Annotated in this window: 25 protein-coding genes; 7 read left to right on the forward strand and 18 right to left on the reverse strand. The window is 60.4% G+C overall.

Features of this window, described 5'->3' with window-relative positions; genetic code table 11:
* Window positions 1–7: 7 nt before the first annotated feature.
* Window positions 8–1480 carry a replication factor C large subunit gene (locus tag AArcSt11_RS13305; RefSeq protein WP_250597768.1) on the forward strand — a complete coding sequence of 491 codons (1473 nt, stop codon included), beginning with the start codon at window positions 8–10 and terminating at the stop codon, window positions 1478–1480.
* On the opposite strand, the gene bioD is transcribed toward AArcSt11_RS13305, so the two are convergent.
* The 9 genes from bioD to AArcSt11_RS13355 all read right to left on the reverse strand — a co-directional run bounded on the left by bioD (window position 1481) and on the right by AArcSt11_RS13355 (window position 12259).
* Window positions 1481–2152 carry a dethiobiotin synthase gene (gene bioD / locus AArcSt11_RS13310; RefSeq protein WP_250597769.1) on the reverse strand — a complete coding sequence of 224 codons (672 nt, stop codon included), beginning with the start codon at window positions 2150–2152 and terminating at the stop codon, window positions 1481–1483.
* Between the two features lie 10 nt (window positions 2153–2162).
* Window positions 2163–3425, reverse strand: a complete 1263-nt coding sequence (locus AArcSt11_RS13315; protein ID WP_250597770.1) for an aminotransferase class I/II-fold pyridoxal phosphate-dependent enzyme — start codon at window positions 3423–3425, stop codon at window positions 2163–2165.
* Window positions 3426–3572: 147 nt separating this feature from the next.
* On the reverse strand, window positions 3573–4652 hold the full coding sequence (gene bioU / locus AArcSt11_RS13320; protein WP_250597771.1) for a (S)-8-amino-7-oxononanoate synthase BioU: 1080 nt from the start codon (window positions 4650–4652) through the stop codon (window positions 3573–3575).
* Between the two features lie 12 nt (window positions 4653–4664).
* Window positions 4665–5777: a biotin synthase BioB gene (gene bioB, locus AArcSt11_RS13325; RefSeq protein ID WP_250597772.1), complete on the reverse strand. Its 1113-nt coding sequence runs from the start codon at window positions 5775–5777 to the stop codon at window positions 4665–4667.
* A gap of 76 nt (window positions 5778–5853) precedes the next feature.
* Entirely contained in the window at window positions 5854–7962 is a 2109-nt protein-coding gene (locus AArcSt11_RS13330; RefSeq protein WP_250597774.1) for a bacterio-opsin activator domain-containing protein, read from the reverse strand.
* 176 nt (window positions 7963–8138) lie between these two features.
* Complete coding sequence (locus tag AArcSt11_RS17015; protein ID WP_289622701.1) at window positions 8139–9041, reverse strand: archaellin/type IV pilin N-terminal domain-containing protein; 903 nt, start codon at window positions 9039–9041, stop codon at window positions 8139–8141.
* A 237-nt stretch (window positions 9042–9278) separates the two neighbouring features.
* Window positions 9279–10163, reverse strand: coding sequence for an archaellin/type IV pilin N-terminal domain-containing protein (locus AArcSt11_RS13345; RefSeq protein ID WP_250597776.1), 885 nt, complete (start codon window positions 10161–10163; stop codon window positions 9279–9281).
* A gap of 241 nt (window positions 10164–10404) precedes the next feature.
* Window positions 10405–11370, reverse strand: a complete 966-nt coding sequence (locus AArcSt11_RS13350; protein WP_250597777.1) for a flagellin — start codon at window positions 11368–11370, stop codon at window positions 10405–10407.
* Between the two features lie 268 nt (window positions 11371–11638).
* Entirely contained in the window at window positions 11639–12259 is a 621-nt protein-coding gene (locus AArcSt11_RS13355; RefSeq protein ID WP_250597778.1) for a flagellin, read from the reverse strand.
* Between the two features lie 196 nt (window positions 12260–12455).
* On the opposite strand from AArcSt11_RS13355, the gene AArcSt11_RS13360 reads away from it, so the two are divergent.
* The 3 genes from AArcSt11_RS13360 (at window position 12456) to AArcSt11_RS13370 (ending at window position 14441) form a co-directional block, all read left to right on the forward strand.
* Window positions 12456–12734 (forward strand): antitoxin VapB family protein, encoded by a 279-nt coding sequence (locus AArcSt11_RS13360; RefSeq protein ID WP_250597779.1) that lies wholly within the window; start codon window positions 12456–12458, stop codon window positions 12732–12734.
* Window positions 12721–13122, forward strand: a complete 402-nt coding sequence (locus AArcSt11_RS13365; protein WP_250597780.1) for a PIN domain-containing protein — start codon at window positions 12721–12723, stop codon at window positions 13120–13122. The genes AArcSt11_RS13360 and AArcSt11_RS13365 overlap by 14 nt, the downstream gene beginning before the upstream one ends.
* Before the next feature lie 761 nt (window positions 13123–13883).
* On the forward strand, window positions 13884–14441 hold the full coding sequence (locus AArcSt11_RS13370; protein WP_250597781.1) for a FlaD/FlaE family flagellar protein: 558 nt from the start codon (window positions 13884–13886) through the stop codon (window positions 14439–14441).
* A gap of 15 nt (window positions 14442–14456) precedes the next feature.
* Here AArcSt11_RS13370 and AArcSt11_RS13375 read toward each other — a convergent pair whose 3' ends face one another.
* The 9 genes from AArcSt11_RS13375 to AArcSt11_RS13415 all read right to left on the reverse strand — a co-directional run bounded on the left by AArcSt11_RS13375 (window position 14457) and on the right by AArcSt11_RS13415 (window position 22122).
* Complete coding sequence (locus AArcSt11_RS13375; protein ID WP_250597782.1) at window positions 14457–14903, reverse strand: type II toxin-antitoxin system VapC family toxin; 447 nt, start codon at window positions 14901–14903, stop codon at window positions 14457–14459.
* Window positions 14904–15170, reverse strand: a complete 267-nt coding sequence (locus tag AArcSt11_RS13380) for an AbrB/MazE/SpoVT family DNA-binding domain-containing protein (RefSeq protein ID WP_250597784.1) — start codon at window positions 15168–15170, stop codon at window positions 14904–14906. It lies immediately after the preceding gene.
* Window positions 15171–15239: 69 nt separating this feature from the next.
* Complete coding sequence (gene arlJ / locus AArcSt11_RS13385) at window positions 15240–16982, reverse strand: archaellar assembly protein ArlJ/FlaJ (protein ID WP_250597786.1); 1743 nt, start codon at window positions 16980–16982, stop codon at window positions 15240–15242.
* 116 nt (window positions 16983–17098) lie between these two features.
* Complete coding sequence (gene flaI, locus AArcSt11_RS13390; RefSeq protein ID WP_250597789.1) at window positions 17099–18784, reverse strand: archaellum flagellar ATPase motor FlaI; 1686 nt, start codon at window positions 18782–18784, stop codon at window positions 17099–17101.
* Between the two features lies 1 nt (window position 18785).
* The gene (gene arlH, locus AArcSt11_RS13395; RefSeq protein WP_250597791.1) at window positions 18786–19541 is read right to left on the reverse strand and encodes an archaellum protein ArlH; all 756 of its coding nucleotides are present in this window, start codon (window positions 19539–19541) and stop codon (window positions 18786–18788) included.
* Window positions 19542–19544: 3 nt separating this feature from the next.
* Window positions 19545–20018: an archaellum stator protein ArlG gene (arlG, locus tag AArcSt11_RS13400; RefSeq protein WP_250597793.1), complete on the reverse strand. Its 474-nt coding sequence runs from the start codon at window positions 20016–20018 to the stop codon at window positions 19545–19547.
* Between the two features lies 1 nt (window position 20019).
* Window positions 20020–20472 carry an archaellum stator protein ArlF gene (arlF, locus tag AArcSt11_RS13405; RefSeq protein ID WP_250597795.1) on the reverse strand — a complete coding sequence of 151 codons (453 nt, stop codon included), beginning with the start codon at window positions 20470–20472 and terminating at the stop codon, window positions 20020–20022.
* A 6-nt stretch (window positions 20473–20478) separates the two neighbouring features.
* On the reverse strand, window positions 20479–21426 hold the full coding sequence (locus tag AArcSt11_RS13410; RefSeq protein WP_250597796.1) for a FlaD/FlaE family flagellar protein: 948 nt from the start codon (window positions 21424–21426) through the stop codon (window positions 20479–20481).
* 129 nt (window positions 21427–21555) lie between these two features.
* Window positions 21556–22122 (reverse strand): DUF7500 family protein, encoded by a 567-nt coding sequence (locus tag AArcSt11_RS13415; protein WP_250597797.1) that lies wholly within the window; start codon window positions 22120–22122, stop codon window positions 21556–21558.
* 166 nt (window positions 22123–22288) lie between these two features.
* Between AArcSt11_RS13415 and AArcSt11_RS13420 the strand changes: the two genes are divergently transcribed.
* The 3 genes from AArcSt11_RS13420 to AArcSt11_RS13430 all read left to right on the forward strand — a co-directional run bounded on the left by AArcSt11_RS13420 (window position 22289) and on the right by AArcSt11_RS13430 (window position 25022).
* Window positions 22289–23842: a CARDB domain-containing protein gene (locus tag AArcSt11_RS13420; RefSeq protein WP_250597798.1), complete on the forward strand. Its 1554-nt coding sequence runs from the start codon at window positions 22289–22291 to the stop codon at window positions 23840–23842.
* Window positions 23843–24043: 201 nt separating this feature from the next.
* Complete coding sequence (locus tag AArcSt11_RS13425) at window positions 24044–24304, forward strand: DUF8028 family protein (RefSeq protein WP_250597799.1); 261 nt, start codon at window positions 24044–24046, stop codon at window positions 24302–24304.
* A gap of 94 nt (window positions 24305–24398) precedes the next feature.
* Window positions 24399–25022 carry a reverse transcriptase-like protein gene (locus tag AArcSt11_RS13430; RefSeq protein ID WP_250597800.1) on the forward strand — a complete coding sequence of 208 codons (624 nt, stop codon included), beginning with the start codon at window positions 24399–24401 and terminating at the stop codon, window positions 25020–25022.
* Window positions 25023–25056 lie beyond the last annotated feature (34 nt).

Below are 25056 nucleotides of genomic sequence, written 5' to 3' on the forward strand. Positions count from 1 at the left end.
TCCGATAATGAGCGATTGGACCGAGAAATACCGCCCGTCGACGCTGGCGGAGGTCCGGGGGAACGACAAGGCCCGCGACGCGCTAAAAGAGTGGGCCGATTCGTGGGAGCAACACCGCGAGGCGGTCATCGTCTACGGCAGTCCGGGCATCGGGAAGACCTCGGCGGCCCACGCGCTGGCGACCGACAAGGGCTGGCCGGTGATCGAACTGAATGCGAGCGACCAGCGACAGGCCGACGTGATCGACAAGATCGCGGGCGAGGCGGCCCAGTCGGGGACGCTCACGCAGGGCAGTTCGGGCAGACGGCTGGTCGTAATGGACGAGGCCGATAACTTCCACGGCAACGCCGATTACGGTGGTTCCGCGGCCGTCACCGGCGTCGTCAAGGATGCCGACCAGCCAATGATCCTGATCGCCAACGAGTTCTACGACATGTCCCAGGGGCTGCGAAACGCCTGCCAGGAGATCGAGTTCCGGGACGTCTCGAAGCGCTCGATCATCCCTGTACTCCGGGACGTCTGTCGGAAGGAGGGCGTCGAGTACGAGGACGAAGCGCTCGAAGCGATCGCCAAACAGACCAGTGGCGACCTTCGATCGGCGATCAACGACCTGCAGGCCGTCGCCGAACGGGCCGACCGGCTGACCGTCGACGACGTGGTGACCGGCCAGCGGGATACGACGACTGATATCTTCGATTTCCTCGACGACGTGATCAAGAAGCTCGACCCGCAGGCCGCGCTCGAAGCGTCCTACGACGTCGACGAGACGCCCGACGACATGATAAACTGGATCGAGGACAACATGCCCAAAGACTACGCGGGCCGCGAGCTCGCCGATGCGTACGGCTACCTCGCCAACGCGGATCGCTGGCTCGGGCGCGTGCGCGCGACCCAGGACTACTCCTACTGGCGCTACGCGGGAGACAATATGACTGCGGGCGTCGCAGCAGCCCGAAACGAGCAGAAAGGCGGCTGGACGCGCTATGGGCCTCCAAGCTACTGGTCGAAGCTCGGTCGCTCTCGCGGGTCGAGAGAGACGAGAGACAGCATCGCCGTCAAGATCGCAGAAGAAAGCGGGACGAGCATCGGGACGGCCCGGCGACACGTTCTCCCCTTCCTCGCCGAGCTCACTCATCACTGCAAGAACCGCGAGTTGACTGTTCGGATGGCCGCCGTCTACGATCTCGACGAGAAGCAGGTCTCGTTCGTGACCGGGAGCGGCAAGACGACCAACAAGGTTCAATCGATCGTCGAGGACGCCCAGGAACTGCGCGAGCAGGAGGCGGTCGAGCACTCCGGCGGCGCGTTCGAGGGGGCGACGCGGGACATCGAGGACGAGACCAGCGAGGGGACGGAGAGCGAAACCGATGTCGACACTGAAGAAAACGCAGGTGCCGAAACGGAGGATGCGACCGAGACGGACGACGCGCCCGAGGAGGAGTCCGACGACGGGCAGGCCGGACTGACGGATTTCATGTAACTACGCGACCAGCGACTCGACGTCTATTGCCGCTCCGACACCATCGATTACACTGTCAGAGTCGATCGTTTCCAGCGGCGGGAGCGTCCCGACCGGGTGTCCGGTCATGCGCTCGACTTCGTCCGGATTCGTCCGCTCGGCGACGTCCTCGGCGGTGTACTCGTTGAGGACGACCCCACGCACCTCGACGTCACGCCGCTCCAGCGCCGCGACGGTCAGGGCAGTGTGGTTCAGCGTGCCCAGCCCGGACCGCGAGACAACGAGCGCCGGCAGCCCCAGATCGGCGACGAGATCGATCACCTCACGGTCGCCCGCCAGCGGAACACGAAGGCCGCCGATCCCCTCGACGATTCCGGTCTCGACGTCGTCGTCGTTCAGGAGTTCCTGACAGCCATCGAGTAGCTCCTCGTAGGACAGATCGACGCCCTCGCGCTCGGCGGCGACCCGCGGCGCAAGCGGCGGTTCGAGCCGTCGAAGACAGGTCGACGCGTCGTCCGTGCCACAGACTTCGGCCACGAACGCCGCGTCGTCGTCCGGCGGATAGCCGGTCTGGGCGGGTTTGATAGCCCTTGCCGCGACGCCGCGCTCACGGAGCCAGCCGGTGATCCCGGCGGTGACGACGGTCTTGCCGACGCCGGTGTCGGTACCGACGACGAACAGCGCCCGGCTCATTGCTGGACGGTCACAGCAGATCAACCTCCCGGCCTGCGTCGCGAAACGCGTCCAGACAGGCGGCCAGATCGGATGCCGAGTGGGTCGCCATCGGTGCGACGCGGATCCGGCTCGTCCCATCGGGGACGGTTGGCGGTCTGATCGCCGGGGCGACGACGCCGCGCTCGTAGAGCTCATCGCTGAGCGCGAGCGCGGCCTCGCGGTCATCGACGCGAACCGGGATGATCTGGGTCTCGCCGGGGACGTGATAGCCCATGTCCGCCAGCTCCTCTCGGAGGTACTCGACGTTTCGCCAGAGCCGACCGCGACAGTCGCCAGTCCGGGCAACGTGGAGCGCTTCGGCGGCCGCCGCGGCCGACGGCGGGGCCAGCCCCGTCGAGAACACGAACGAGCGGGCGTGGTTGATCAGATACTCGATCAGATCGTCGCTGCCCGCAACGTAGCCTCCCTGACTGGCCAGCGCCTTCGAGAGCGTCCCCATCTGAATTCCCACCCGATCGGAGAGGCCTTCGCGCTGGACGATACCGCCACCGTCTTCGTAGAGTCCAGTGGCATGAGCCTCGTCAACCATCATCCACGCCCCGTACTGTTCGGCGACGTCACAGATGTCAGCCAGCGGCGCGACGTCGCCGTCCATACTGAACACGGAGTCAGTGACGACAAGCCACGACTCGTCGTCGACAGTCCCCGAGCGACTCTCCATTCTGGCCGCGAGGTCGGCGACGTCGCAGTGGTCGTAGACGACCGTGTCGGCCCCCGAAAGCCGACACGCGTCAACGATGCTTGCGTGGTTGTACGCGTCCGAAAAGACGACGTCCGGGGCGAGCGCGGTGATCGTCCCGATGTTCGCGGCGTAGCCCGACGAGAACGCCAGCGCGCGATCGGTGGCTTTCGTCTCGGCGATCCGCTCCTCGAGGTCCCGGTGGACCAGCGTATCACCAGTGACGAGTCGGCTCGCGCCTGCACCCGTGCCGACGACCTCAGTGGCGGCGACGGCAGCGTCCTGGACGCGCTCATCCTGGGTCAGGCCAAGGTAGTTGTTGGCGGCGAGAACGAGTCGCTCCTCTCCATCGACGACGGGCAAGGCACTACCCGACGGGGGTGCGAACTGTGCGTACTCTGCAACCCGGTTCGCCGGCGAGAGCCGTCGTCGCAGGTTCTCCCGTTCGCGTGCGGCCAGATCGGCCGACAGGTCGAACCCGTGGCTCGCCGTCGAGCCGTCACCCCGTGACGATCCCGTGCTGTCGTCTCCCGCTCTGAAGTCCTCACTCATTGTCTCGTCGCCGTCTTTGTCGTCTGTCTGCGGCGATATCGGCTTCCCGTGTCCGTTCGAGGGTACCGACTACTACACTCGAATAACTGCAACTGGTTTGGTCCTACTGCTGGGAGAGTATAGCTTTTCTTACTTCGACCGGGATCCTCAGAATCTCGGCATCAACTCGGCCGGACCGAACACGCCGTACTCACCGGCTCGATTTCGGCGGACTCCCGTCTTCAGGTAGCCAAGGGCCGGACCGTTGACGTTCGCGGCCATCGACGTGTCGTCGTCGAGACGAAACGTGTTCGTCCCCCTCTCGCCGTCGAACGTAGTCCCGGTCACGCTGACGGTAGTCGTCGTCGGCTTCTCGTCGGTGCGGACATCCAGCACGCCGCCGACAGTGACGTCCTCGACATCGCAGACCCCGGCCCGTTCAAGCAGGACATCGTCGGCGTGTTCCATGTCGTTGAACTCGATGACACCACCGTGCTCGGCGACGATGGCTTCGATTTCCTCGTCCGAGAGGGCACGTGCCGTCTCGATGTCGTAGCCGTCGAGGTGGGCGATGTCCTCGCGGACCGTCCCGCGATTGTCCTCATAGCCCGAGCGCAGTCCGACGCCCCACCAGATCTCGACCTCGTCGACTTCGACGAACGACTGAGCTGCGAGGGCGGCCGCGCCAGTCAGGAAGCCGGGCGTTGCACCCGCCCCACAGACGAAGGTGATTCCGGCGTCCTCCAGCGTCTCTGCGCGCTCGTCAAGGAGTCCGATCACCCGCGAGCGTTTTAGCACGTCGATCAGGACTCCCTCATATCCCGCCTCGGCGAACCGATCCGCGACGCGGGGGATGAAGTCGTGTTCGAGGTTCGGCAGGGCGATCAGCACCGCGTCGATCCGATCGCTCTTCGCGATGATGTCGTCGATCGGTGTCTCGGTCGGTCTGCCCTGCTCGGACGCGACGACGCCCGCGCCCTCGCCAGTCTGTTTGACGCCGCCCGCATCTGTTGACACCCCGCCGTCCGTCACGGTATCCTGGTCATCATCCACCTCATCGGGGCCGCTCGCCACGTTCCCCTCCGTCGCGTCGAGCAGTTCCCCGACGTCGAGTCCGTCGTGATCGACCGCGATTCCCCCGCGGTCGCACACCGCAACGGGTATCAATCCGTCCCTGTACTGACTGACCTCAAGCGTCCGTCGGCCGATACCGCCAGTGCCAAGAACTGCAAAGCTGATCTCGTTCATGGTTCTGAAGTCTCAGTCGTCGGTTGCGTTGCTGGTCGCGGTGCCTGCTGCGGTCTCCGTCTCGGTGCTGTCGTCGGCCCGGGATTTGACCGCCGCGGGATTGAACTCGTTTGTGTCCATATTTGGGCGTAGTCCCGCCCGCTCCATCACTTCGATATCCTCGCCGGGCGACTGGCCGCCGGTCGTCAGATAATCTCCGGTCAGTATGCCGTCGGCTCCGGCCTCGAAGGGAAGATGCTGTTCGTCCTCGTCAAGGTTGACCTCTCGTCCGCCGGTGAGTCGAACGCGAGCCTCGGGATGTAACAGTCGGTACATGGCGACGGTCTTCACGATCTCCGCGGTGGAGATGTCGGCGGAATCGCCGAGTCGCTCGGCCATCGGCGTCCCCGCGACGGGATTTAACACGTTCACCGGAAGCGAGGAGATGCCGATCTCCTGCAGGGCGATCGCTGCGTCGACGCGGTCGGTCGGCGTCTCCCCCATCCCAAGGATGACGCCAGCACAGAGATCCATCCCGGCGTCTTTGGCGACTTCGAGCGTCTCGACCCGGTCCTCGAAGCTGTGAGTGTCGACAATTTCGGGGAAGTAGTTCGGCGACGTCTCGATGTTGTGGTTGTAGTGGTTCAGCCCCTCGTCGGCGAGAATCTCGGCCTCTTCGTCGGTGAGGATCCCGAGGCTCGCGTCGACCTCGACATCGGTCTCGTCGCGGACGAGTCGGATCGCTTCGAGTACCTCCTCCCACTCTTCCGGGCGGTGCTCTTTGCTGACACCTTTTTCGGCGACGACGATACCGAAGCGCTGCGCGCCGTCCCGCTCGGCGCGCTTTGCCGCTTCGAGAACCTTCTCGGGGCCGAGAAACCCGTAGGTGTCGATCCCAGTATCGAAGTGAACTGACTGGGCACAAAAGCCACAGTCCTCGGCACAGTCGCCCGCTTTCGCATTGACGATGCTACACGCGTCGACGGTATCGTCACCCAGCTGGGACCTGATGTAGTCCGCAGCAGGGGCGAGATCCGCGACCGGCTGGGCGATCAGCGCCAGCCCGTCCGTCCGGTCGAGGCGCTCCCCTCGGAGGACGCGCCGGACCGCCTCGTCGACCGTCTGATTGCCCGTCTCGTAAACCATGTCTTCGAACTCAGTTTACAACATGTTAAACGGTTCGGTGCGTAGCAGGTTGGCAGCGGCTGGACGGGGAGATATACTAGACGGAGTCCGGTTCGAAGAGTGTCTCGAACAGCTTTCGCTCTCCGGCGCGAAGGTGCTGGTTGAACGTCGGCGGGGCGACGCCGAGCGCCTCGGCAATCTGTTCGCCGTTCTTTTCGCGAGGCCACTCGAAGTACCCGCTGAAGTAGGCCGCCTCGAGCACTTCTCGCTGGCGGTCGGTCAGGTGGTCGTCGAGGCGCTCGCGGAACGAGCGTCTGGTGCCGGTATCGCTGGTCCGCTCCCTGCGAGCGACGAACTCGACGGAGGGATACTCTCCTGTGAGCCGTTCGGCGAAGGATCGCACGTCCGCAGTCTGTGGCAGGTCGACGACGACTCGGCCGCCGTTCGGATCGGCAGTGACCGATCGCGGGACACCGCCGTGGTCCGCGACCGTCGTCGCGATATTCGTATCCGTGGTCCGGCACTCGAACAGCGCCGCGTCGTTGCGTTCGCTGATGAGTTTCGCCTCGGTGACCGACATCGACTCCTCGGCGGACTCGAGGACGTCCTCGACTTCGGCATCGGTGATCGAGAAGAAGATCAGATACGAGCCGTCGGACTGGGGCAGGATCGTTCGCAGATCCACGTTGCTGCCAGTCCGTTTCGAGAGGGTGTACAGGAAGTCCTCGGAGTTCGGAATCCGGAACTCGACCTGCACGACGCTGTCGGTCAGCAGCGCCTCCTTGCGGTCGATGGCGTTGATCGCGTAGCCGATCGTCTCGCCAAGCTCCGCGAGAACGCTACGGGTATCCCCATCGAAGGTGTCCAGCTGGCTGGCGTAGATCTGCAAGAGTCCATAGACCGCACCCTCGTAGGTCAGCGGGACCGTCGCCACCGATCGGAAGCCGCTTTTTAATGCCTGCTTGCGCCAGCTGCCCATGCTCTCGTCTTCGAAGATGTTCTGGACAATGCCGACCTCGCCCTCGTGGAGCGCGTTCTGGACGGGGTTGGACTCGCTGTCGAGATCGATGCTCGCCAGATAGTTCCCCTCGTTGCCGCCTTTCGCCCGCGGGCTGATCGTCTCGTTGATGTCGTTGTAGCCGCCGATCCACGCGAACTCGTAGAGGTCGACGTTGACCAGCCGGTCACAGACCTCCTGTTCGATCTCCTCGCGCGTCGAGGCCTGCACCAGCGCCTGATCGATGTTCCGAATCACCGTGTTGATCCGGTTGAGCCGCTTGAGCTGGCTGTTTTGCTCTTCGAGTTTGCGGTCGCGTTCGCGTAACACGGCCTCGCGTTCGGCTCGATCCAGCGCCGCCTCCGCGTTCGCTCCGAGCGTCTCGACGAACTCGCCGGTCACCGCCTCCAGTGGGTCGTCGCCGGTGGTCCCCGCCAGCAACACGCCGTGGTCGCCCAGCGGGACGATCAGCTCGCTGGTCAACTGGGATTCGGCGTCGTGGCCCTCCATCTCGCTGACGTCCTCGTGGTGTCTGGTCTCGCCGTCGACGAAGGCATCCCACGCCAGACTCTCGCCGCCGGAAAACGTCGGCGGCTCTTCCGTCACGCCGTCCAGATCCGAGATATACGCCTCCGGGCGCAACACGCCCGCGGACTCGTCGAGCAGGTAGACCGCGATCCAGGGCAACTCCAGCACGTCGACCGCGACCTCGACGGTCTGTCCGGCGATATCCTCCCGCGTCTCGGCCAGCATCAGCGAGCGCATCCCGTCGTGCAGCGCCGTCAGCATGCTTTCTCGCTCTTCGAGGCCCTCCTGCGCTCGCGCGCGGCCCACCGCGTTCCGGATCCGGTTGGCCAGCAGGTCGTACTGGTCCGCCGAGTGTTCCTTCTGCAGATAGTCGGTCACGCCCTGCGTGATCGCCTCGCTGGCGACCTCCTCGCTACCCTTCCCGGTGTACAGAATGAAGGGCAGGCGCTCGTCGACCGCCCGGACTTCCCGCAAAAAGTCGACACCGTCGGTCGGTCCCATCCGGTAGTCGCTGAGCACGCAGTCGACGCCCGCGCCGTTTTGCAGCGTCTCGATTGCGGCGTCGGCTGCCGTCTCCGTCGTCACGTCGATATCGTCGTTGTCCTCTTCCAGAAAGGTAGAGACGACATCGAGGAACTGCTCGTTGTCGTCGAGATGTAGCACGTGGATCCTATCAGTCATACATGCCAGTTTAGTAATCGTAGTTGCCACAGGCTACGTAAATAACTATTTGATATCGAGGCGACACCTTCCCGCGTCGCCACTACCGGACTGATCGTCAGAAAACGGCACGTCCAAAGCGGACGGCCGGATCCACGCGCCGTGCGTGTATGGACACCGAAACCGGGTGGTGTCGCTTACAGTTCGACCGCGTCGCCCTGGTCGTAGCTGCTAATCGACTGCGGGACGTTCAGGATCGTGACTGCCTCGCTGCCTGCCTGGGTGTTGATGCGCACGGTGGCGTCCTCACCCTCTTCGAGGTAGCGCAGGTCGGAGGTGTCGTCCGTTTCGAGTTCGATCGTCACGGTGTAGCGATCCTCACGCTCGGTCAGCACCGGAACCGTGTTCTCGGGGTCCTGCGTGCCTTCGACGCCGAATTCACCGACTTCAGGGTCGTCGGAGTAGCTGAGGAGTCGCTGACCGTCAGGGCCGATGTACTCGATCGAGGCTCCTGCGAGGTCGATCTCGTTCGCGCCCGGCGACTGCATGACCGTCATGCTCACTTCGTTGACCGTGTTGCCACGGACGTCGAGGGCGACCGAGCCGGTGTCGGTTTCACCATCTTCTGCGTTCAGAGTCAGTGTAGTTTCTCCGTCGTTTTCATCAGTGAAGGTGATAACGACATCATCACCATCCAGAGCACTAAAGTCTGTTAATTGACCACTGAAATCCTCATTTTCACTGACCGAATTTACAGGATCTTCATTATCTTGTTGGTCAACAACGAAATCAATCTCGCTCTCGTCAGCATTGAGTTCAGTCAGAGTAAACTCGTCGTTATCGAGATCAAGCTCAAACACAGCTTCTCCCTCCGCCTCAATCTCCCCAATCGAGCTGATAATCAGCACCTGGTTGGAGACCTGATCCTCGGAGTCCTGACTTGTCTCGCTAGCCTGGTTCTGCAGGAATCCTGCCGTGTTGATTAGTACGCTCGCTGCGATCGCTGCCACAAGAATCATCGCGATGAAGACGATCAGGGTCTCGATACCGACCTGACCCCGGTCGTTGTCGCGTGTGAATTCGGGTATACTGATTTCCATTTGTGTGTATCCTCGCGTTGGGTTCGCCTTCGGGGGCCACCTGTTGGGCGGCCTCTACACGTCCAATAGAAAGGGTATAAAAAAGAACCACAGCCTAGGCCGATAGGAGCCGAGAACACCCCGTACCTTTTTACATAGGTGGTCGGTCAGAACGACATCGAAACCCGGTGCAAGCACGGGACTCTATTCTTCACAAGCGACTACTGCCTCGATGAACCGGAAAAGAATCGAGCCGCGCTACAGTTCGACCGCGTCGCCCTGATCGTAGCTGCTGATCGACTGCGGGACGTTCAGGATCGTGACTGCCTCGCTGCCTGCCTGCGTGGTGATCCGCACGGTGGCGTCCTCGCCCTCTTCGAGATAGCGAAGTGAAGACTGCGCGTCAGTTTCGAGATCCATCGTCACGGTGTAGCGGTCCTCGCGTTTGGTCAGTACGGGGACAGTGTCGCCAGGATCTTGCGTCCCTTCGACACCGAACTCACCGACTTCGGGGTTCTCAGAGTAGCTCAGGAGCTCTTGCCCGTCCGGACCGACGTACTCGATCGAGGCTCCTGCGAGGTCGATCTCGTTCGCACCCGGCGACTGCATCACCAGCACGCTGACCTCGCTGATCGTGTTCCCGCGTGCGTCGAGCGCGAGCGTATCGGTGTCGGTTTCGCCAGCGTCAGCATCGAGGACCAGCGTAATTTCCTCGTCGTTCGCGTCGACGTGAGTAATGGTGATTTCCTGTGAAAAGTCGAAGCCGTTCGTGGTAATGTCGGTATCCGGCCCGCTGATATCGACGTCTTCGCTGGTTCCGCCCTCGTCTTCTACAGTGACTGTGACGGTCCCCTCTGCGTCGAACGTTACTACATCGAGTCTATCGTTGGGCCGGTGGAGCGAGAATTCGATCTCATCAGGGGCGGCTACTTCACCGACCGAACTGATGACCAGTACCTGATTCGAGACCTGATCCTCCGAATCCTGACTCGTCTGTGATGCCTGATTCTGCAGGAACCCGGCCGTGTTGATCAGGATCGTCGCCGCTATCGCTGCTACGAGGATCATCGCGATGAAGATGATCAGGGTCTCGACGCCGATCTGCCCGCGTGTGCGTGAATGGTCTGGTAGCGTGATCTCCATATCTGCCTCCGTTGGTTCGAGTGTAGACCAGACGGTCCTTGGAACCGGATACTGCTGTAGTACTAAAGAGACTACACGCTAATATCGTAGCCCAGGTGGACACCTGCTACCTTTTTTATTAGGCATGTATAGGACGCCGTCACGATTCTCTCAGACACGTCAATTATCTCCGTGCGAATACGGAGCTGTCGCTCGCGAATCTAGCGCGCCGAAAAAGGAAAAACCGCACTGAGTCAGTCGCTTACAGTTCGACCGCGTCGCCGTCGTCGAAGCTGCTGATCGACTGCGGGACGTTCAGGATCGTGACTGCCTCGCTGCCTGCCTGCGTATTGATTCGGACGGTGGCGTCCTCACCCTCTTCGAGGAGGCGCAGTGCGTCCTCGTCCTCGGCGAGGTCGACCGTTACGGTGTAGCGGTCCTCACGCTGGGTCAGCACCGGTGCGGTCTCATCGGGGTCCTGCGTGCCGTCGACGCCGAACTCACCGACGACCGGGTCGTCGGAGTAGCTGAGGAGCTGCTGGCCGTCCGGGCCGATGTACTCGATCGAGGCACCGGCGAGGTCGATCTCGTTGGCACCCGGCGACTGCATGACCGTCATGCTCACTTCGCCGATGCGGTTGTCGGCTTCTGTATATTCTACTGACAGAGTGTTCTCTGCCTCGTCGCCTTCGTCAGCGAGGTCACTCTCTACATCGAAGTCAACACTATTGGTTGTGTCAAGATCGGTTACAGTAACACTCACGTCATTGGATGAGGGATCAGCAACACTACCGAGATTTTCCGATTCGCCTACATCGATTTCTTCAACTTCATCCCCAGTGCCTTGATCATCGAACCCATCACCAAGAGTAACGTCAAGTGTCTCTCCATCAGTAACTTCATCACTTTCTACTGACAGAACGTATTCTGCGGCGGTTTGATCATCCGAATTTATTTGTTCTAAAGTAACACTGACATCATCCTCAAAGACTTCGTCAAATTCTGTAACTTCCCCAATCGAGCTGATAATCAGCACCTGATTGGAGACCTGATCCTCGGAGTCCTGACTCGTCTCGCTGGCCTGGTTCTGCAGGAATCCGGCCGTATTGATTAGTACGCTCGCTGCGATCGCTGCCACAAGTATCATCGCGATGAAGACGATCAGGGTCTCGATACCGACCTGACCCCGGTCGTTGTCGCGTGTGAATTCGGGTATGCTGATTTCCATTGGTGTGTATCCTCGCGTTAGGTCCGCAGGCCGCTTGTTGAGCAGCCTCTGTACTGTCCATAGAAGGGGTATAAAAAAGAACCACAGGCTACACCAGTAGGACCGGTGCCGACACCGGACCATGTTGATTAGGTAGTCGTGAGGATCGCTCGGTACAGGCCGTCAAACGTCCGATTACTGGCTCGATCGGGCGATCCACGCCGAACGCGTGCGCTCACACCGTGCAGGTAGTGCGCGCTCGTGCGCGAAGAGAGACTTCGGAGTCGGCTTACAGCGCTACCGCGTCACCGTCGTCGTAGCTGCTGAGCGACTGTGGGGCGTTCAGGATCTCTACCGCCTCGCTCCCGGCGGGGGTGACGATCCGCAGCGTCGCGCTCTCGCCCGGTTCGAGATATCGGAGATCGCTGGTGTCGTCGTCGGTCAGGTCGATGCTGACGACGTAGCGGTCCTTGCGCTCGGTGAGAACCGGGACGGTATCGCCGTCGCGGATGTCACGCACGCCGAAGGTCCCCGCGGCGGCGTCCGCACCGCTCTCGGCGTAGATCAGCGTCTCCTGACCGTCGGGACCGATATACTCGATCGAGGAGCCGCCGAGGTCGATCTCCCCGGCACCGGGTGATTGCATCACGCTCACGCGGACCTCGCCGATAGCGTTGTCCCCGCCGTCGTCGGAGATCGCGCCGACCGAGCTGATGATCAGCACCTGATTGGAGACCTGATCCTGGGCGTCCTGCGCGGTCGTCGTTGCCTGATTCTGGAGAAATCCGGCGGTGTTGAGCAACAGTGTGGCCGCGATCGCCGCGACGAGGACCATCGCGATGAACACGATCAGCGTCTCGACGCCGATCTGGGCACGCCGCTCCGGTCTGTCTGGTGTGGTGATCTCCATGGCTGGTGTCTGGCTGTGGCCTGTATGAAGTTTCGTGTCAAATGAAAATAAAAGTTCCTAATATGATAGTATGGGGGCGCAATCAAGACCCTACACAAATAGGCACTCGAAAGTAATTGATACTGCGGTTTCTGTGCCCAGTGCGACGTTGAAAGCACCAGAAAATACTTTGTGTTTGTGTATGCATACACAAACTATGGGGACAAAGACCATCGGCATCCGAGAGGACGTATATGAGCGGTTGAAAGCTCGAAAACGAGAGGATGAGAGTTTTACGGACCTTATGAACCGAATACTGGATGAGACGACTGTCGATTGGCGTGAGGGATTTGGAACACTCTCCGAAGGAGAAGCCGACGAGCTCGAACAAATCGTTGCGGACTCCCGGGACCAGACAGGGAAGGGGCTTTCTGCACGGCAACATGAGGCTCTTGATGAGTTCGCGGATAGAGAGACAGAAGATGAAACTGCTTGACACCACGTTCCTCATCCATTACTGGGCAGGTCGGGAAGCGATTGAAGAGTATCTTGAAACGCACGAAGAAGAGGAGTTCGTAACGACCGCACTGAACATCAAAGAGATTGCTGTCGGACGGGAAATTCAGGGGAAGCTGGACCCAGTTGAGATTCAGTCACAGTTTGCGTGGACGACTATCCTCCCGTTTCAGGTAGAACATGCCGTTATTGCTGGCGAGCTAGAAGCGGAATTCCATCGCGATGAAACAGTGAATCAGGACAAAATAAATTCCCTTTCTGGAGATCTATTGATTGCCGCCGTTGCTAAAGAGGCAGGCCCAACAGTTGTCACGCAAAATACGGACGACTTCCAGCTATTCGATGGAGTATCTGTAGAGACCTATTAATTGACATCCTCCTCCGCGTGAAAACGGAGGAATCCCGAGCGGTGGGAGTTTCAGGTCTGCAACCATGGTTGCCGCCACTTTGCGGGAACCCGTTTAACCCAGTCGTCGTGGTCGGTGGCTGTCTAGCCGTGCCAAGCGGCTGTTACTCCTATCCTCCATCATGTTCGGACTCTCCGTGTTATTTTTGCCACGGAGAGTCCGGCAGACTTCAACGGACTTGGAGTTATCGTCGGGGCTTGCTCAGGCCAACAGGCACGAGACGAACCCTTCGAGGATTCGCGTTTACCGTGTTGGCGTTTCGGATACTGTCTCATTGAGTGGCGGGCGGGCCGCCTCCGAAGGCCGTTCGGAATCCGCTCCGTTCCGACCTGACCTTACCGACGTGTAGTGGTTATTGCTACTTGAAAGTGCGGTTTGGAAACTCAAGGATGCCATCGAACGTGGTTCGTGTAGAGTAGTGTCGGATTCATCCTGCGGCTAAAGCCGCAGGTATTCTCCTTGCTCTGTATAATTCACATTGGCGATCCGGGCGAGCGTCCAGTATCGGAACGAGAAACGTCAGGTGCTACCAGGGGTGAGTCCTCACCGAACGACCACCCGGCCAAATATGTTAGGTCCGGGATCCGTCCCGGGTCGACACACGACAGTCGAGTATTCTGGCAAATATAGCAGCTAGACGCCGTACAGCCTCGGAATCGGACCAAAATAGTGATTTGGGGAAAGGGATAAACCGGCTCAACCAGTATTCGAGGAGAGTGAGTATGAGTCGACGAGACAGCGTGACCGGGCGCAGTTCCACTCCGCACCTGGACTCGCTCGATGGGACGGCGGCAGAGCAGGTGACTGCGATGGCCTGGGCGCGATACCTCGGCAACGAGTTCGGTTCGAGTGGCGCGATCCGATCCCTGCGATTCTACAGGGACGCCGGCTGGATCAGCAGCGAGGTGTACCGACGGATGGTCGATTACGTGCGCGGGCTCTCGGTCGAGGAACTCTCGGACGACGATGACGGCGACGAGACGAGTATTGACGCGCTCGCGGAGACACCCTACGAGGGCCACGCTCGATCACTCGAATACGTCGCCGCCATCGCTGGCGACAGCATCGAGCGGGACCTGACGACGCTCCGCCTCGGGCAGAACGGTGTCAGCTCGAACGCCGGGATCGGCGGTAGCGACGACGGCGGCGTCCCCGAGGACAGCCAGTGTGCGGCAACCGATGAGGATGGCGAGCCGTGTACACGGCCCGCACTCGGTGATAGCGACTACTGTCACGACCACCACGAGGAACCGGTGGATGGCGAGATGGGCGAGGAGTAGCGTCGGACGTAGGTGTCACACCTGGAGGAACTCCGACAGCACGTCCTCGGGGACAGGATTGGTGTACTCGAACGTCTCATCGTCACACAGAGCCTCGAAGTCCCTGTCCGTCGTAACAATCTCGTCAGCATCTGCTTGACGTGCAAGCGCGATATAAAAGCAATCGTATACGTCGTGGTTTTTTTCCGCACTGATTTCGTAGGCATCGAGAACAATGTCTGGCGTCGAGTCTACACACTCCACCGGATACTGCAATAACGAACTCACTGCGTTTCGAGCATCGACTGTCGACAGACCGAGATCCTCAAGCACCCATTGCACTCGGAGTGAAAGATAGCCGAACAACAACAGCGTCTCTTCGCCGTGTAGTGCCGGAACGAGTCGCTCCGCCACGTACGGGTGGCCCGGATGGTCGTCGATAAGTTGGATCGAGAGCGCGTTGACATCAGGGAGTATCCGCATTTATCGCCCCCCGAACGTCGCTTCACCCGCATCTCGAAACGCGTCCTCCCCCCATTCGTCGCGTGATTTTCCCGACGAGACAGTCTCCAGTTCGGGGAGCTGTCGGACGAGCCTGATTTCGGTACCGTCCCGAAGGACTGTAAAGCGCGTCCCCCCATCGAGTCGAAGATCGTCTCGTAGTGCTTTCGGTATCGTCAGACGGCCGCGATCGTTGATTTCAGCCTCACCGTACTCCTGTTGTTTCGGCCCCCCACCGGTATCGCTCATTGAATCACCACAATATAGTTTGACGTATTCAATCACCATAATGGTTGGCGATCCAAATGATCTGTCCAATCACACCGCAATCAGCGAGGTCATCAGATACCGCGTCAGGACGGCGATGATGACGCTCATCCAGACGAGGACGACGAAATGGTTCAGCGCGCTCAGAGAGTGGCCCCGGTCGATGATACGGATCATCATCGAGGATAGCATCGCGTTGAGCAGGATAGCGATAAAGAGGAAAAACCGGACCTGATCGATGTCGTATACCTGTGGGTGTAGCAGGCCACCCAGTCCTGCCTGGCCGAGTTCGAGGTCGTCCGTGATATCCTGGAGCAGGCGAACGATTTCGAGCCCGACGAAGAAGGCGAAGGTGCTCGTCGCGGTGATTCCGTAGATCACGCCGATAATGGTCCCGGTCTCCTGGGTACGCATCTGGCGGAGGTTCAGCACCTGCGTGAAGTTCTTCTCGATAAGCTCGCCGAGCTGGATCGGCTCGCCGCCCATGCGTCGCCCGACGACGTACATGTCGCTAAAGCGCTGGATGAGGTAGGAGCCGGTTTCGGCGGCGAAGTACTTCCACGCGAGCGTCGAGTTGATCTGCATGGCCAGCCGCAAGTAGAGGTTGTTGATCGTCTCCGTGAGCGAGCCGAAGTCCTTCCGGCGAAGCGAGGAGAGTACCGACGACGTCGAGCTCTGTTTGACGCTCTCGACCGCGCCGAGCGCGCGAATAAAGGATGGGAACTCGTCGTCGCGGTTTTTGACCCGTTTTTCCTCCCGGCGCATGACGAGCCCGCTGATCAACAGGGGGGTAAACGGGATGGCCATGTAGATCGGCTCGGGGAAATCAGTCCCGACCGGCAGGACCCCATCGAGTGCGAGGTATGTCAGCGCCATCAGCAGGAGGCTGAGCCCGACACTGACGATGATCGAGATCCGAAGTCGGATGTTCCGTTCCAGCGCGATATCATCGGAGTAACTCCAGACCGGATCCTGCGGAGCGACGTTGTTCATCACGTAAATGAACGTGATCTGTACGAACAGGTACAGCGTCAACACTGCTGATAGCGCGATCATCGGGTCGATGCCGATGAGGAAGGGAAGCAAGATCGCGAAGACGAGGCCGAAGGTGGTCGAGTTGATCACCGACAGGTAGACGTCTTTGATGACGTTGAGCCGTTCGAGCTCGTTCTCGTAACGCACTTTGTAGTGCTGGAGGATGTTGTCCTGCTCGTTGATCAGGAAGTCACTCATGGGCTGGCCTGCGCCCACTGTGTAGGCAAGGCGTTCGAGGAAGTCCTGCATTAGCGGGCTGGAGACGCGTCGTGCGCGAAACCGACAGGCATCGTCGAGGCTCAGGTTCCAGGTGTCGATCAGTGCGACGATATGGCCCATCTCGGTCGCGATAGCGTTGTAATCCTCCTCTTTTGAGAGGGTCCGGAACACTTCGACCCGATCGATGTTGGTCGTCGAGAGCACGGTGATATGCGTGATAAAGAGGTGGAACTGGTCCCGCACTTCCTTCTGTTGTCGGTCGTTCCGCAGTTTCGGATAGACGAGGGCGATGAACGGAAGGAAGAGCCCAAGAACCAGGAATGGGCCGGTAGCGATGCCAGGCACGGGAAGAAAAAACGGGAGGACGGCGACCGTGATCCCGAAGACGACCGAGGGAAACAGAATGACGAGGAGGTACCGCTGGACGGACATCTCCATCCCCTCGTACGCCATCAACAGCGACCGCACCGCCTCCTTGAGGTCGACGGAGGAATCCTCCTCCGTATTGCGGGTGGTCGCTGTTGCGTTGTCAGAGCTCATTGATATCCGTCACGGGCGTCCTGTCGACCCATTGTATCCCAGGTATGAAACGTTATTCCCCGACCGCCGAGTCGGCACCGTCATCGACTGGTTCGGCCAGGCGATAGTGTCACTCACTAGATTGCTTGCGGCGACGGGGTAAGTCCCGTCAGGTCGATCGGCAGTGCCTCGACCCCATCGCGCTGGAACGTCGCGATCGCATCGTTGACCTCCTCGTATTCGAGGACGTCCGCCTCGATCAGGCGCTCGACGATCTGTGCACGTCGGTCCAGTTCGTCGTAGATGTCGCGGGTGTTCTCGTATCCGAGCAGTTCCGCGATCTGGTTTTCGAGGACGTGAGAGTTGTTCATCCCGGTAAAGACGATCTCGTCGTCGCGGGGATCCCACCGGAAGGCCTGCTGGGTCACGACACCGCCGTCGTGTTTCGAATAGCCTTCGATCTCCTGAACGCTGGTAACCCGCCGATAGACATCGTCGCCCTGTTTGACCCTGTTCTGGAACAGCGCGACGTCGCAGTTGTCCATGAACGTCTCGGGGACGTTGATCGGTTCGCCAGTAAAGCGCTGGATCATCGAAACGATATCGCTGGCGTGGAACGTGAGCATGACGGGGTGGCCAGTCTGTGCGGCCTGAAACGCCATCTGTCCTTCCGCACCTCGAACCTCCCCCACGATGATGTAGTCGGGGCGAGATCGGAGCGCCGAGGCGACCAGATCGAACAGGTCGATGTCGGAACTGGAGTCTTCGCCCTGGCCCTCGCGGGTGAGCAACTGCTGCCAGGTATCGTGCGGTGGAACGACTTCGGCGGTGTCCTCCGCAGTATAGATCTTCGAGTCGCGTGGGATGAACGAGGTGATCGCGTTTAGCGTCGTCGTCTTCCCCGAGGCAGTCTCTCCGACCACGAAAACCGTCTGTTCGTTTTCGAGACAGAGCCAGAGGTAGGCGGCGAGTTTCGGCGAGAGCGTCCCCCACTTTGTGATCTGGAGCACGGACAGTGGAACCTCGTCGCCCTGCCGGATCGTCAGCGAGGGACCCTGCACCGACACGTCATCGGAGTAGATGATGTTGATACGCGAGCCGTCGGGCAGCGTCGAGTCGATGATCGGGTTCGAGTCGCTGACCGGCGTGTCCATCCGCTCGCCCATATTCCGTAGCCAGTTCTCGAACTCCGCGGGCGTCCCGAAGTCGACCGTCGTGGGCAACATCCCGTACGTGCCGTGATCGACGTAACACTGGTCGGTCCCGATAACGTGGATATCCTCGTTCTGTGGGTCCTGCATCACTGGATTCAGCGGTCCGAGTCCGACGATATCGCGCTGTAGCTGGTAGCGGATCTTCTGGTAGGTGTCGGGCGCGACGGTGATCCGCGTCCCGAGGAGTTGCTGGAGCGCGCCGGTCGCGACCCCGCCGACGTGTGTGACGCTGTCGAGTAGTTCGTCGATATGCTCGATGAACTGCTCGTCGTCGCTCGGGGCGGGCTTGTTGACGCTCTTTTCGAGGATCCGTTGTCGCACGTCGTCGAAAACGGCCTGTTCGTCGGCATTGAGTGTCGGTTCGACAACGTAGTACGTCAACGGCTGGCCGACATCGCCGTGAACGTGACAGAAGACCGCATGCTCACTCTGGGTAGGGTAGATGACGTTCGGTCTGGCGACCTCGTGTTCGTCCTCCAGCGTCTCGGTATACATCGGATACTCCCCGTGGATATCCCGATAGTGTTCGAGATGCTCGTCGAGATGGGGGTGCTCATTTGCGAGCGCGCCAAGTTGCCCTGACAGGTTCGCAGTTCCGAGCTCCGTCATCTCAGGCCACCGTCCGTGTCACGATCGTGATCCCGCGGCCGGACTGGACCGCGTAGCCGATGTTGTCATCGACCTGATTGCCCATCTCCGCGAACTTCTTGACGACGATGTTGCGTCGGACTTCGCTCCCGACACTTTCCATCTCCAGCGAGAGGTAGACATCAGCAGCGTTCCGGAGGGGACGGAGGGCCGTCCTGGACAGCGAATCCGGATTGACGGTCAGGATCAGCGTTTTGTCCTGACTGACGATCTGTCGAAAGTAGGTGATCATATTCTGCATGATGTCATCGGCGTCACCGTGTTCGCTGATCGCCTCGTAGTGGGGGTCATGAAGCAAGATAGCATCGAACCCGTCGAAAATAACGACATCGCTTTCCCACATCGTCTCGGCCTGCATGAGCTTCGTGATGAGTTCTCGTCCGCCCGCTTCTTCGGGCCCCGGTCGCTGGTTAATCGTGTCCCGTGTGTCGACATCCGCGTGCAAGAACAGCAACTGTTCGCGGAGCAGGTGATCGACAATATCGTAATCCATCGATCCCATCTGTTTGATGAGGCCGCCCGCAGTCAGCTCCGCGGAGACGTAGGTGACATACGTATCGCTCTCACAGAGTCCATAACAGAACCGCTGAGCGAACACGCTCTTGCCAGCGCCGTGGCTCCCTTCAAGCAGTACGATACTTCCCTTCGGAAACCCGCCACCGAAGGCCGGGTTGACCCGATCACGCTCTTCAAGTCCAAGTTCGTATAGGCTTACCATGAGTTATCCATCCAGATAGAACCGCAGCGTATCTTCGTTAGATCTGACCCGCACTGTTGCCCGGTGATCTCCGGCATCGAGGGGTTCGTTCATAGTCATCCGTACCACGCTCCCTTCGGCCCACAACGTAGAGCCCTCGTTGCCGATCACCTCGATGTCGATACCGTTCTGATACTGTCCGTTGATCAGCACGTCGATATCACCACTATCCGTATGTATCGGCCGATTTCCGGTGTTTTTTACGAGGAGGGTGACCTCGCCGTTGCCGTCCTCGTCGGTCGAGTAGATCGAGTCGGGACTTCCAGCGTCGCTGATGATACTGATATCAGTCTCGATATCTTGAGCGACACTGTCGCCGCGTTCGTCCAGTGAGACGCTCATACTTTCGACGTTGACGGTCAGCGTCGTCGCAACGCCGACGGCCACGGTGAGCGCGGCGATGAAGATGATCAGATGGGACACGGAAACGCTTGCCACGTCAGCTTCCCTCCTCAGTCTCGATCTCGTCCGTCGAGTCCTGTACGCCGGTCTGCGTAGCGATGACGACTCTGTCCGGAGCCGTCTCGACGTTCGACACCTCTATTTCGAGGCGCTCACCGCCGACCCACAGATCGCGGTCCTGGTCGCCCTCAACCCACGTCGTCCGCTCGGCCGGAAGCTCGCCATCGATCAGGAGATGAGTCTTCGATACGTCGAGTGTCACTGTCCCGGAGTTGTCCACGTGGACCGTCAAACTGTCGGCCGAATCGTCATAGGTCGCCGAGTGGATATCGACACCGCTGTTCCTCGCGTCGATGATACGATCCTGTCGATCATCGCTTGCCTCCGATATCTGCAGGGTGGAGCCCTCGACGGCGGGATACAACAGTCCGAGGCTGATGAGCGCGCCGATCGCGACGACTGCGACCGCGGCACTGGTGCTAAATCCCATCTACCGTCACCTCACCTGCTCCGACTGCTCCAGTTGTGCCTGCTGTGAGAGTCTGGCGATATATTTGAAACTCCGATCGTGAACGTCAGTATTGAGATCGTTTCGTGGCGGCGTATCGGGGTCACAGTGCGCGCCGCTGAGCATGACCTCAAGATCCCGCTTGACTGGTTCGCTGATCCAGTCGATCCGGTCGTAATGGTCGAGCGCTTTCAGTGCGCCTTCCTGTCCCGACCGATCGACGAGCATTGTCAACCACTCCATGAGCAATACCTCGGTCGCGTAGGTGGCCGCAAACCGCGTCAGGTACGGCCCGTCATCGGTGTTCGGCGGTCGTGTTGATGTGGATGTCGGCTCCGTGGCTGTCGTTCGAACCGGTTGTTCCGATGCTGGCTCGAACGTCGGTTCCGGCTCCGGGGAACGTTCACTGGACTGGCCGGGATCAGTCTCTTCCGTCTCGGTGTCCCATTCATCCTCGTTTTCAGTCTCGTCTTCGGGGCCGGGGATAACGCCGAACTTCGCTTCGGACTCGTCAGGTTGCTCGATATCGCCTTCCCAGTCACCGGTAAACGGATTGACGCTCTCCGTGAGGTGATCGTAGACGCCGAGCAGGGTCGCGTTGTGCTCTTCGATTCTATCTAGTCGTTCGCCCACGTTCACCTGTTCGCTTTCAAGCCCATCGATACTGGCACTGTTCTGCTCGACCTGATTACGGACCCCGTCGAGTTCGTGCTCGATATCGGCGATATCGTCGGTGAGTTCGCTCGCTCCGTCGTCACCACCGCCGAATAGCCCGCCGGACGACGAGGACTCTCTTTCCTCGGTGACCTCCTCGCCTTCATCCTCCTCTTCTTCCTCGTCGTCCAGCGGCTCCTGTGGGCCAGCATCGGGGTCGTCTGGACCGCCTGGCGAGAGCGCGTCCAACCCCAATTCGTCCAGAATGGTTCCTATATTCATAAGTGGGATATTGAAAGTTATAACTCCCTAGTAGATACGCAAGAATAAGTTGCGTACCTAATTAGAGAGGCTCAATCTAACGGATCCTATATGAGAATACCGAACCAGCGGATGGCGAGTTAACACGACTCACGAATTGAGATCAGCTTCGGCAAGTAGCGCCGATATCGTCGCTGCGGGCGCGTTATCGTCGTCGATCGTACTGGCGTACCAGGTGAGAAGCTCCTCGAAGACAGTAATCCGGTCGTCAGCGGCGATCCGTCGTTCGGCGATCCCGTCGTCGGTCTTCAGCAACACGTCGATGGCATGTGAGCGGTCCATATGTTCCAGCGCAGCTCCGCGTGCCGCAGGGGAAAAGGCCGTCTCACCGTTCAGTTCATGGTGTCGCTCCTCCGACGCGGAGCCGTCCCGCCGTGAGGATGGGTCGGACGACGTCTCGTCCGGCTCACGAGCAGCGGTAGCGGCTGTCTTCTCGGGCTCTCCCGCCCCCTGCTGGCTCTCCGACGCAGCATACTCCCGAGGTCCAGTATCGGGTGCCGACGGCCCGGACTCGTCTGCAGAAGAAGTTGGCTCGCCTGACGGGCTGACCACGAACCGGTTCTCTTCGATCTGCTCGACGCCAGCGTCCGCTTCCAGCTCGAGCTCTTCGGGTGTAAGCACGGTCGGGTCCCGCTCGTCGTCCGGCTCCTCTGTCATAGCCTGTCTACCTTCAGGCTCTACCATACTATACTTTGCCGCCAGCAAAGAAATCCTGCCGCCGGTCGACCGGGAACCACTCGCGTCCGAACGCATTTAACGTGTGCCTACGTATCCGGTGCAGTACGTGAACTCGCTGAACGAGGTTCCCAGCCGAGGATCTCACATGACCGGCCGGCGCACGCTCGGGGCCGACAGCGACGGATACGATCCCCGGCGTGATCTCACTCTTATCGCCATCGCAGTGCTCGTGTTCGGAACACTCACCGTTGGCGTCCTCGGGTTCGGCGCTACGCCGGTCCTCGACGACGGCGACGATGACGGGACGGTGTTCCCGGTCCAGGACTGGCGCGACGACGGGCCCGAAGAGGTCCAGCTCGTCGTCGAGGCAAATCGGAGCGAGATCACTCCCGGTGACACTGCCGAGTTCACAGTTAGCTACGAGAACGGGACGGCCGCGACAGACGCCACGGTGCAGGTTGACGGTACGGAGTACGATCTCGACGGGACGGGCCAAACTACTGTTACTTTCGACCGCGGCGGGGAGTTCACCGTCCGGGCCGAGCGAGAAGGGACTGACCTGACTCGATATATTTCCGACGCCATGATCATCTCGGTCGAGCGATTCGAGATCGACCTCTCGCTCGACGCCGACGAGGAAGAGATCACTGCGGGCGAGGAGGTGACGTTCTCCCTCCAGCGATCGGACACCGGTGAGGCGGTCTCCGGCAGCATCACCGTCAACGGCGAGGAGCACGAGACGAACGAGGTCGGACGTGTTACCATTCCGTTCGGCCAGAGTGGCACTTTCGAGGCGACCGGATCGGTCTCTGATACTGACACAGAGACGTTCCGCGACGGACCGACGACGATCTCGGTCGAGCCACGAACGGTCGGACTATCGCTTTCCCAGGATATTGAGGAGCCGAGAGTCGGCGACGATGTGACGATTGAGATCCGCCGATCGGATACTGACGAACCGATCAACGCGACCGTCGATGTCGACGGCGAGCAGCGAATTGCCGACGAAGGGGTGCTATCACTTACCGCGGATCGTGCGACACAGCTCGATATCTCGGCCACTGCGCCCGATACCGACAGCGAGACGTTCGAGACGGTGACGGAGACGGTCCGATTCGCCCGACACGAGGCACCGCTGGCCCTTCAGCCCAACCAGACGACGGTTGAGCGCGGAGAGGCGGTCGAGTTTACGGGCATCCGAACGGATACCGACGAGCCGGTTCCCGGTACACTCTCCGTGGACGATCGCACCGCGTGGCTCGACTGGCAGGGAACCACCTCTCTGACGTTCGATGAGGCCGGGACTGTTCCGGTCACGCTCACACGCGCGAACACGACAACGCACACGTTCCCGAGCGACGAGGTGACGATTACCGTACTGGACACCCAGTACGAAATCGACGGTATCGATGCGCCCGAACGGGTCGATCGCGGCGACGAGGGCGTCGTCGAGGCAACGGTCCACAATACGGGCAGCGACGACGGGACGGCAACGGTCGACTACGTGTTCGATGGTGGCGAGCAGGCGACTCAGACGGTCGAACTCGGCGGTGGCGAACGTGAGACGGTTACGTTTGAGGTTCCGACCGACGTCGATCCCGGCGAGTACGAACACGCCGTAACGACACGGGACGGGGACGTATCCACGACGATTATAATCGAAGACGAGGATGCGCAATATATCACTCAGTTGACCTGACGTTCTGACGTATATAACTCGATTAGAGTATAATCTCGGATTACCTCCTCAGAGCCTCTTTTAAAAATTCTAAACGATCCTAAGGAGTTTATAAAACATCATAGGGCCTGTTTGATGGAGTAAAACGGCTCGAAATAGCGGAAACGCTCAGCCCCCTATAAGATACAGTACCTCGTTGGTGGAAACAGAGCTGGGAAACTCATGTCAAGCCCCTCCATTCAACACGAGACTGGATCGGTCGCAGGCGAGTCCACTACCGGTAGCTTTCGGGAATGGTTCGCCGATCAACTAGCTGATCGGATCTACGCCGTCGGCTTCTGGACCGCCGTCGTGCTCCCGTTCCTCCACGTCCCGATGCTGGCAACGGGTCTCGATACCGGCGGTGAAGTGCTGACGTTCCTCGGACTGCTCGCTCTGAACGCCCTCGCATTGCTCGTTGGCTATCCACACAAGCAGCAATAACCCCCTGTCGCCCTTCCTCCCCGGTTCATGTTTTGCCCGGCTTCACTTGCCGTCCGCCCGTGAACTTAAGTTGCCCTGCGCTCTGGGGACTAGTATGGCCGCGCATGGCCGGCCCGCACTGCGAGACCTGTTCGACGAGTCACCGACGCCGCATATCGCGCACCCGCCACGGACTCACCATCGAGACTTCTACGTGGCGACAGACGGCTCCTATCGCAAGGAGAGCGGCGGCCTCGGCGTCGTAATCGAAACACGGGAAGGAAAACGGGTAGCGAGACTGTCGCTCCCACAGCCCGTCCCGGACAACAACGTCGCCGAGTATCGGGCGCTCCATCTCGGGCTCGACGTGCTGGCCACTCGCTCCCCACCGAACGCGCGCGTCGGCGTCCTCGTCGACCACGACGAGCTCGCCGGAAACGTCAACAACGCCATCCTCGCGACGCAGCATCCCGACGGCAAGCCACCGCATCCGCTCTCGCCGCCACAGAACACGACGAACCACTGGCGGGGAATCCGCGCCCGACTCTCGGGCTTCGGGGAAGTGCGGGCCGCCCGCATCAACAGCGAGGACAATCCGGCACATCCGCTTGCGAACGCGCCCGACCAGTACGCCCACGTCAACCACGAACCCGACCGCTGTGTGCTGCCCGGTGCCGCCGAGTCGTCGACAGGCGAGTTCCCACCGCCGTCACGGTCGGATCGACACGCGAGCGACTGACCACGACTGTTTATTACCCAACGCTCGGGAGTCA

Source organism: Natranaeroarchaeum aerophilus, assembly GCF_023638055.1.
GTDB lineage: Archaea > Halobacteriota > Halobacteria > Halobacteriales > Natronoarchaeaceae > Natranaeroarchaeum > Natranaeroarchaeum aerophilum.